This window comes from Pseudarthrobacter sp. AB1, from assembly GCF_014926485.1.
In the GTDB taxonomy this organism is placed as follows: domain Bacteria; phylum Actinomycetota; class Actinomycetes; order Actinomycetales; family Micrococcaceae; genus Arthrobacter.
Window position 1 is genome coordinate 1 of record NZ_PZKO01000054.1, and the last position, 7,559, is coordinate 7,559.

8 protein-coding genes and 2 pseudogenes are annotated in these 7,559 nt (G+C 66.0%); 4 read left to right on the forward strand and 6 right to left on the reverse strand.

The window, feature by feature from the left end; translation table 11 throughout:
- Nucleotides 1-174 (reverse strand): annotated as a pseudogene (locus DAD99_RS13695) (IS1380 family transposase); the annotation flags it as partial.
- 400 nt (nt 175-574) lie between these two features.
- Here DAD99_RS13695 and DAD99_RS13700 point away from each other — a divergent pair.
- On the forward strand, nt 575-847 hold the full coding sequence (locus tag DAD99_RS13700) for a hypothetical protein (RefSeq protein WP_193342005.1): 273 nt from the start codon (nt 575-577) through the stop codon (nt 845-847).
- A 1-nt stretch (nt 848) separates the two neighbouring features.
- On the opposite strand, the gene DAD99_RS13705 is transcribed toward DAD99_RS13700, so the two are convergent.
- From DAD99_RS13705 to DAD99_RS13725, 5 genes are all read right to left on the reverse strand, one after another.
- Entirely contained in the window at nt 849-1,565 is a 717-nt protein-coding gene (locus DAD99_RS13705; protein WP_193342006.1) for a GNAT family N-acetyltransferase, read from the reverse strand.
- Nucleotides 1,566-1,597: 32 nt separating this feature from the next.
- Nucleotides 1,598-2,623, reverse strand: a complete 1,026-nt coding sequence (locus DAD99_RS13710; RefSeq protein ID WP_185261244.1) for an ATP-dependent 6-phosphofructokinase — start codon at nt 2,621-2,623, stop codon at nt 1,598-1,600.
- A gap of 201 nt (nt 2,624-2,824) precedes the next feature.
- Nucleotides 2,825-3,076 (reverse strand): PspC domain-containing protein, encoded by a 252-nt coding sequence (locus tag DAD99_RS13715; protein ID WP_193342007.1) that lies wholly within the window; start codon nt 3,074-3,076, stop codon nt 2,825-2,827.
- A 3-nt stretch (nt 3,077-3,079) separates the two neighbouring features.
- Nucleotides 3,080-3,370 (reverse strand): hypothetical protein, encoded by a 291-nt coding sequence (locus tag DAD99_RS13720; protein ID WP_185261242.1) that lies wholly within the window; start codon nt 3,368-3,370, stop codon nt 3,080-3,082.
- A 1-nt stretch (nt 3,371) separates the two neighbouring features.
- The gene (locus DAD99_RS13725; protein ID WP_193342008.1) at nt 3,372-4,946 is read right to left on the reverse strand and encodes a PspC domain-containing protein; all 1,575 of its coding nucleotides are present in this window, start codon (nt 4,944-4,946) and stop codon (nt 3,372-3,374) included.
- Nucleotides 4,947-5,070: 124 nt separating this feature from the next.
- Here DAD99_RS13725 and DAD99_RS13730 point away from each other — a divergent pair, with 124 nt between their 5' ends.
- From DAD99_RS13730 to DAD99_RS13740, 3 genes and pseudogenes are all read left to right on the forward strand, one after another.
- Complete coding sequence (locus DAD99_RS13730) at nt 5,071-6,504, forward strand: ATP-binding protein (RefSeq protein ID WP_193342009.1); 1,434 nt, start codon at nt 5,071-5,073, stop codon at nt 6,502-6,504.
- Entirely contained in the window at nt 6,501-7,184 is a 684-nt protein-coding gene (locus DAD99_RS13735; RefSeq protein WP_185261239.1) for a response regulator transcription factor, read from the forward strand. Before DAD99_RS13730 ends, DAD99_RS13735 begins: the two co-directional genes overlap by 4 nt.
- A gap of 137 nt (nt 7,185-7,321) precedes the next feature.
- Nucleotides 7,322-7,559: pseudogene (locus DAD99_RS13740) on the forward strand (hypothetical protein); the annotation flags it as partial.

The window sequence follows — 7,559 nt, forward strand, 5'->3', positions numbered from 1 at the left end:
GGGCCGGTGCCAGGCGCCGGAGGGGACGAACTGGCCCAAACGGTCTTCGCATAGGTCCCTGAATCCGAGCGCGTCAACAAAAGACGTCACCACGTTCAGCCCGGCATGGGAGACCAGCGACTGCTCCGTCGTGGCAACAGGAAGGGACGGGAAAACTCCGGTAATCTTGGACATCAGAAAGGTGCTTCTTTCAGCCGGTGGATCAGTGCGTCGACAACACTATTTTCCCAGCTCAGAAGCACCTTTCGTCGCTTTAACACACCCCGCGGGCGACAGCCTCATGAAAACCCCGGGTTAGACGGCGGCCCGTTCACCGTGTGGGGCCTGATCATCGCCGGCGTAGTTGGGATGGCCATTTTCATCGGCTGGCAGACCCATTGGCTTCCATGATTTTTTACCAGGTCGCATTGGGTCTGACTCCCACGCAGTCTGCCCTGTTGCTGATTCCGGTGGCCGTGCTCACCGGTGCGTTGTCGCCCATAGTGGGAAAGCTGATTGACCGCGTCAATCCGCGCTGGTTTGCGGTGGCCGGGATGCTGCTTTTACCCTGGCCATCTACTGGACTTCGGTGCTTATGACGCCCGATACCCCTGTCTGGATGTTCCTCCTGCCGAGTGCGGTGCAGGGCCTGGGCGTGGGCTGCATCTTCGGGCCGATCGCCAATGCCACCACGCGAAATCTGGCGCCGCGCCAGGCGGGTGCCGGCTCGGGTGTTTTCAATACCAGCCGGCAGATCGGTTCAGTGCTGGGGGCAGCGGCCATGGCTGGACTGATTCAGGCCCGTATTGTGGCCGAAAGCCTGGGGATGGTGCTGAAGCGGAAGTCCCCGCGGCCGGCTCAATTGTAGTTCAGCCCAGGTGCACGCTGGTCTGGATGCCGCCGGCGGACAGGCCAAGCTGGCGCGCCAGGGCTACCGCCCCGGTATTGCTGACTTCGGCGCGCCACTGGACGGTGAGGCCCGCCGCGAGGGCCTCGTGAGCGGCGATGGATGCGGCCACGGATCCCAGCCCGCGGCGCCGCCACTCGGGGTCCACCAGGACTCCCATCTGGGCGAGAAGGCCTTCCCATTCCCCGTAGGCGCCGCACGCCACCGGAAGGCGCCGCCCGTCCACCTCGTGGAGGATCGTGTACCGGTTCTCAAGTTCTGACAGATGCACTTCGTTGACGTCGTCCGGCGGGCACAGGCCTTCGAGCTCGATCGCCTCCGGATTTCCGTGGGACACGGTGAGTTCTTCGGAGGGCTGGCGCAGGGGCAGGTCGTCGGCGAAGAACAACGCCGCAGAGCCGAGTCCGTGGCCGCCGTGGGTCCGTGTCAGGGTCAGCAGTGTCACATGATGTGCCATCTCCGCGTCCGGAATTCCGGCGGCGGCATCAATGACCCATTGCGGTCCCACAAGTGCCGAGCTGCCGAACAGCCTGACGAACTCCACTGTCTCTGCAGCGTTGTCAGCCCTGACCATCCGCTCGCCTGAACTCAGCGACGCAGCAAAAGCGCCGTCGTCGAGCCCCAAATGCCGGGCCCAAGCGAGTTGGATGATGGCGGCGGAACCGGGGTCAAGAGTCATATCCCCAGCCTACCCAGCACAGCGACGACGGCTTAGCCGAAGAGGACGGCAGCCTCGTCGTAGCGCTTTTGTGGAACGGTCTTCAGCTGGCCCAGGGCCTTGTCGAAGCTCACGTGCTCAATGTCCGTTCCCTTGAGCGCCACCATAGTTCCCCAGTAGCCTTCCACGACGGAGTCGATCGCGGCCATGCCCAGACGGGTGGCGAGCACACGGTCAAACGCGGACGGGACGCCGCCGCGCTGGATGTGCCCCAGGATGGTGGCGCGGGTCTCGATGCCGGTGCGGGCTTCAATCTCGGGGGCGAGCTGGTCCGCGATGCCGCCCAGCCGTGGCCGGCCGAACGTGTCCAGGCCTCGCTCGGAGTGCGGGGATTCCATGTGGTCCGGCACAAAGCCCTCGGCCACCACAATCAGCGGTGCGCGGCCACGGTCGTGGGCTTCCTGGACCCATTCGGTGATCTGCTCGATGCTGACCTTTTGCTCCGGGATCAGGATGGCGTGCGCGCCGGCGGCCATGCCTGCGTGCAGGGCAATCCAGCCAACATGGCGGCCCATAACCTCGGCGATCATGCAGCGGTGGTGGGACTCTCCCGTAGTCCGAAGCCGGTCGATGGCCTCCGTGGCGATCTGCACGGCCGTGTCGAAACCGAACGTGTAATCCGTGGCGTCGAGGTCGTTGTCCACGGTCTTGGGGACGCCCACAATCTTGAGGCCGGCATCCGTGAGGCGCTTCGCAGCAGCCAGGGTCCCTTCTCCGCCGATCGCGATGATGGCGTCGATGCCGAGGCGGTCCATGTGGGCCTTGATGACCTCCGGCCCGCCGCCGTTTTCAAACGGGTTGGTGCGGGAGGTGCCCAGGATGGTGCCACCCTGCTTGGCGATGCCGCGGACCATGGTGCGGGGGATGTCGATGACGTCGCCTTCGACGACGCCCCGCCAGCCGTCCAGGAACCCCACGAATTCGTGGCCATGGATGGCGATGCCTTTGAGGACGGCTCCGCGGATGACAGCGTTCAGTCCGGGGCAGTCGCCGCCGCTGGTAAGAATTCCAATTTTCATGTCTCGGCTCAAATCCTGGTGTGAAGGTATACAGGCAGAGCGCCACGTTGAGCTCACCTAGATTGTAGTCGGCGGTGTGCGTTACGACACAAACCGGTTACAAAAGGCCGCGTTCCATGGCAACGACCACGGCAGCAGAAAGGCCCCCGCGCCCGGAACGATCCCGGGGAGCGGGGGCCTGGCGGTTCTTGGCCTTGGGTGTCAGCTGATGGAGCGGCGGTCCAGGAAGTTCTGCAGCGGGATGGAGTCCCGCTGGTCGGGAAGGACCAGCCAGGCCGTGATGTACAGGACCACGGCGGGGCCGGGGAGGAGGCAGAAGACCAGGAAAGCGATCCGCACGAAGGCCACATCCACGTTGAGCTTCGCTGCGATGCCGCCGCACACGCCGCCTATCCAGCATTGGGGTCCGCGTTTCAGGCCGAAGCCCCTGACGATTCTAAAGAATTTGTCCATGGTTCAAGACTTCCCTGTTGTGGGTTCGTTGTCACGTTTCCGGGCCGAGAGGAGCCCGCCGATCACCAGCGCGGAGCCGGCGCCGATCATCAGGCCGATCAGGACGTAGGTGCCGTTCAGGGTCACCACGCCCAACTGGGCGATGATGATCAGGGCGGCCAGCGCCATCACGATGAGGCCCCAGACGACGGTTCCTACGCGGGTGGCTGACGGTGTTGCGTCGGCTCCGGGGTGACCGGCCGCCGTCGTGCTTTCCGGAGTGTATGGGTCCGGTGACGGATTGACGTTGCTCATGTCAGTTCCCTTCCTGGATGGTGACGTTGCTGAAGGTGCCGTTGATCTCCACGATCAGCTTGGCGCCGGGCTTGTCGCTGTTGTAGCTGCTCTCGCGGGTGGAGATGCCGCTCCGGTGGTCGTTGCGTTCGCTGAGGTTGCCCATGGTCATGTCCGCCCTGATGTCCACGGGGACGTTGTCCGGAATGACCACCTTGACGTTGCTGGCGGTGATGTCCAGGGGAACTACGACGTCGGAGGCCAGCGGGGCGGTGACGTTCAGCTCGGTGAGGTCAACAGTCCCGCGGCCTGCGGTGATGTCGAAGCCGTTCCGTGCCTGTTCGACGCTGAGGGGTGCCCAGTTGACCTGCGTGAAGCGGACCCTGTCGCCGTTGCCCACGACGTTGAAGATTCCGCCGATCACCAGGGCCACAACGGCGAGGAAGCCGAGGATTCCTGACGTCCTGCCGCGCAGCCCCGCAATGAGGATGCCCAGGCCCAGGACCGCAGCGCCGCTGGCCCAGACGATCGCGTTGGTGGCGTCGCCGAGGTTGATCACGTTGCCGGCGTTAAGGGCTTTGAGTCCGCCACCCACGAGGAGCGCTGTTCCGGCTGTAATGGCTACGGCTGGGGCGCCGGGGCGGACCTTGGGTGCCCGGGCCGGGCCCTGCGGTGGCTGGTAGCCGCCATAGGCGCCGCCGTCGCTACCGCCCCCGCCGTAGAAGCCACCGCCGCCGTAGCTGCCGCCGCCGTGTGGCGGATTGACGCTCGACGGCGGGACCGGCAGGTAGGGTGCGCTGACGGACGAGCCGGCCGTGCGGGTGGAGGTGGAATCCGTCGCCGCAAACGGCGAGGCGTAGGGGGTTGTGGGATAGTCGGCCGAGTAACCGGAGTTTCCGCCGGCCGGCTGCGGTGTGGCGTTCATGGGTGCTCCGTTCCGGGCCTTGCTGCGTTGGGTCAGGTAGTAGATCAAGTAGATGGCGCCGCCCACCCAGAAGACAGTCCAGAGGAATCCGCCGAAGCCGTTGCGGCTCCAGCCCCAGAATCCGCCGCCGAGTCCGGTGAGCCCCACCACCGTGGTGATCAGCGAGCCTGTCATGCCGCCGGACCAGCGGCCGGCCCCGGCTTCCTGGACGTGGATGCGCCCGTCGGGTTCGGGAAGGAATGCCCAGGCCAGGCCGTAGAGCAGGACGCCGATTCCGGCGAAGAGGGTGAGGACAATGAAGATGCCGCGCACAATCAGCGGATCGATGCCCATCCGGTGTGCGATGCCGCTGGAGACGCCGCCGATCCACCGGTCACGGCCCCGCTGGATGCCGTGGCTCCGGATCCAGGTGAAGAAGTCATTCGGCCGGCCCGGTGCTTTGGCGCCGGCATACGGGCCGGTGTTCTGGCCGGCGTACTGGCCCGCAGACGGGTTGGAATACGGGCCTGAATAAGGTCCGGCGTACGGGCCGTCGTTGGGACCGGCGGCCGGGGGGGTGTCCCGCGGGGAAGCCGGGGGCGGCAGCAGGGGTTCGGTTGGCTGGTCCGGGTCGTGTGGGGGGAGCGGTTCCGTGGGCTGGCCATCATCGGGGGCAGGGGTCTGGGAGTTCATACTTCGATCCTGCCGTCCGGCGCGGCGGCGCTCTACTGGGGAACACCCTGACTCGCCCCTGAGTTACCCCCGGTTCAGGCCGGAATCGGGTCCGGGGAACCCTGATCCGTGCTTGGATTGACACATGATCCCCGCCTCCACCCGCCCACCGCTTGTCCGCAGCAGCGACCGCGTCATCGCGGGCGTCTGCGCCGGCCTCGCGGCGCATCTGGGCTGGCCGGTGAAAAGCGTGCGGATCGGCATGGCACTGTCAACCCTCGCCGGCGGCGCCGGGTTGGCCTTCTATGCGTGGCTCTGGATCATGGTCCCCACCGCCGACGAAAGCGCCCGCCGCAACGCCAGGCGTCCGGCGTCGCCAATTGCGCCGGCCGTCAGCCTTGACCCGGCATTCAGCGCCGTGCCTCCGCCAGTGCCGACCTCGCCCGGTCTGCCCGCTGCCGGTCCATGGCGGGGAAATCCCGACGCCGGTGCTTTCGCCCCCAGTTTCGCTCCCAGTGGTGTCTCCGGCGGCGGGCCCCGTGCCGGCTACCCCGCCGGTTACCCGGCCGCCGTGCGGCCGCCGTGGTTCCGGGTCCGCCGCGCGCGGTACGGCAAGGAAATGCTGCTGGGCGCCGGGCTCCTCTTGGTGGCGGGCATCATGATTGCCCGGATGCTCGGCGTCGACGTGCCCCTGGGGACCCTCATTCCCGCCGCCGCCGTCCTGGGCGGTGCGGCCATCGCCTGGATGCAGCTCGACGAAACCCGCCGTGCCGGGCTCGTGGACAAAACCAAGGCCGATCAGGCAGGCGGCTGGGCGCGCCTCGCCGCCGGATTGGCGCTGGTGGTTGCCGGCGTGCTGGTAATGGTCTCCGGTTCCGGATCCTGGGAACAGACCTGGCTGGCCCTGCTCGCGTCGGTGGCGGTGCTGGGCGGTGTGGTTCTGGTGCTCCTTCCGTGGGCCCTCAAATTCTGGCGGGACCTGGAAACAGAGCGTGCGGGCCGGATCCGCGAAACGGAGCGCGCCGAGATTGCTGCCCACCTGCACGACTCCGTCCTCCAGACCCTCGCCCTGATCCAGCGGCGGGCGGGAAACGAACACGACGTCCTCCGGCTCGCGCGGGCTCAGGAACGCGAACTCAGGAGCTGGCTGTTCCAGGACCCCGGTAAGGAGGCAGGTCAGCTTTCGGACCGCATCAAGGCGGCGGCGGCCGAGGTGGAAGACTCCCTCGGCAACGCCGTGGAGGTGGTCAGCGTCGGGGACACCGCCATGACCGAATCGCACGAGGCGCTGCTCCAGGCCAGCCGTGAGGCGATGCTCAATGCGTCCCGTCACGGCGGCGGGACCGTCTCTGTCTACCTGGAAGTTTCCGATGGACGCACGGAAATCTTCATCAAGGACAGGGGTCCGGGCTTCGACCTGCAGGACGTACCCGAAGACCGGCTCGGCGTCCGTGAATCGATCATTGGGCGCATGAAACGGCACGGTGGATCTGCGACCATAACCAGCACGCCGGACGGTACGGAGGTGCGGCTGGGAATGCCGGCGCTCCAAACGGACAACGCGGAAGGGAAATCATGAACAACGTACAGGGGACCGGGACCATCCGCCCCGCACAGCCGGTCCGGGTGGTGATCGTGGACGACCACGCCATTTTCCGTTCGGGGCTCAAAGCCGACCTCGATCAGAGCATCCACGTTGTTGGGGAAGCGGCCACTGTTGAGCAGGCCATCGCTGTAATCGCGCAGGAGCGTCCGGAGGTGGTGCTCCTGGATGTGCACCTGCCTGGCGGCCTGGGCGGTGGTGGCCGGGAAGTCATCGCGGGTTCCGTGGCGCTCCTGGGCACTACCAAGTTCCTGGCCCTGAGCGTCTCCGACGCCGCCGAGGACGTGGTATCGGTCATCCGCGCCGGCGCCCGGGGGTACGTCACCAAGACAATTTCCGGGGCCGAAATCACCGACGCGGTGTTCCGCGTGGCCGGCGGCGACGCCGTGTTCTCGCCCCGGCTGGCCGGCTTTGTGCTGGACGCCTTTGGCACCGCTCCGGCGGACATTGCCGACGACGAGCTGGACAGGCTTTCCGCCCGCGAGCTCGAAGTGATGCGCCTGATCGCCCGCGGCTACAGCTATAAGGAGGTGGCCAAAGAGCTGTTCATCAGCATCAAAACCGTGGAAACCCACGTGTCAGCGGTGCTTCGCAAACTCCAGCTCTCCAGCCGGCACGAGCTGACCAAGTGGGCCGCCGAACGCCGCCTGCTCTAACCCACCCCGGACGCTCTCTCACTTCCTGTGGCTTAATGCCAAACGCTCTCTCACTTCCTGTGGCTAAACGCCAATCGCTCCCTCTTCGTCAAGCTGGTTGTGAGTCATTCATTAGCTGTTGATTGAAGGAGCCGGCGGTGCCCGTTGATAACAAGGGTTTTACGCGTGAAGAGATCCGTGAGTTCATGCATGAGTATTATTTGCAGCCGCACGGGACCAGGAAGGAGTGGCTTGCCTCGAAGTCCATTTCCGACTGGACGTTCCGCAGGTGGCGCAAGATGTTGGTCCAGGGCGATATCGACCGTGGCCTGATTCCGCGGGAGCATGGAGGCATGGTCCCTACAAATCGTGAGCTCTCCGCGTTTGAAAAAGCAA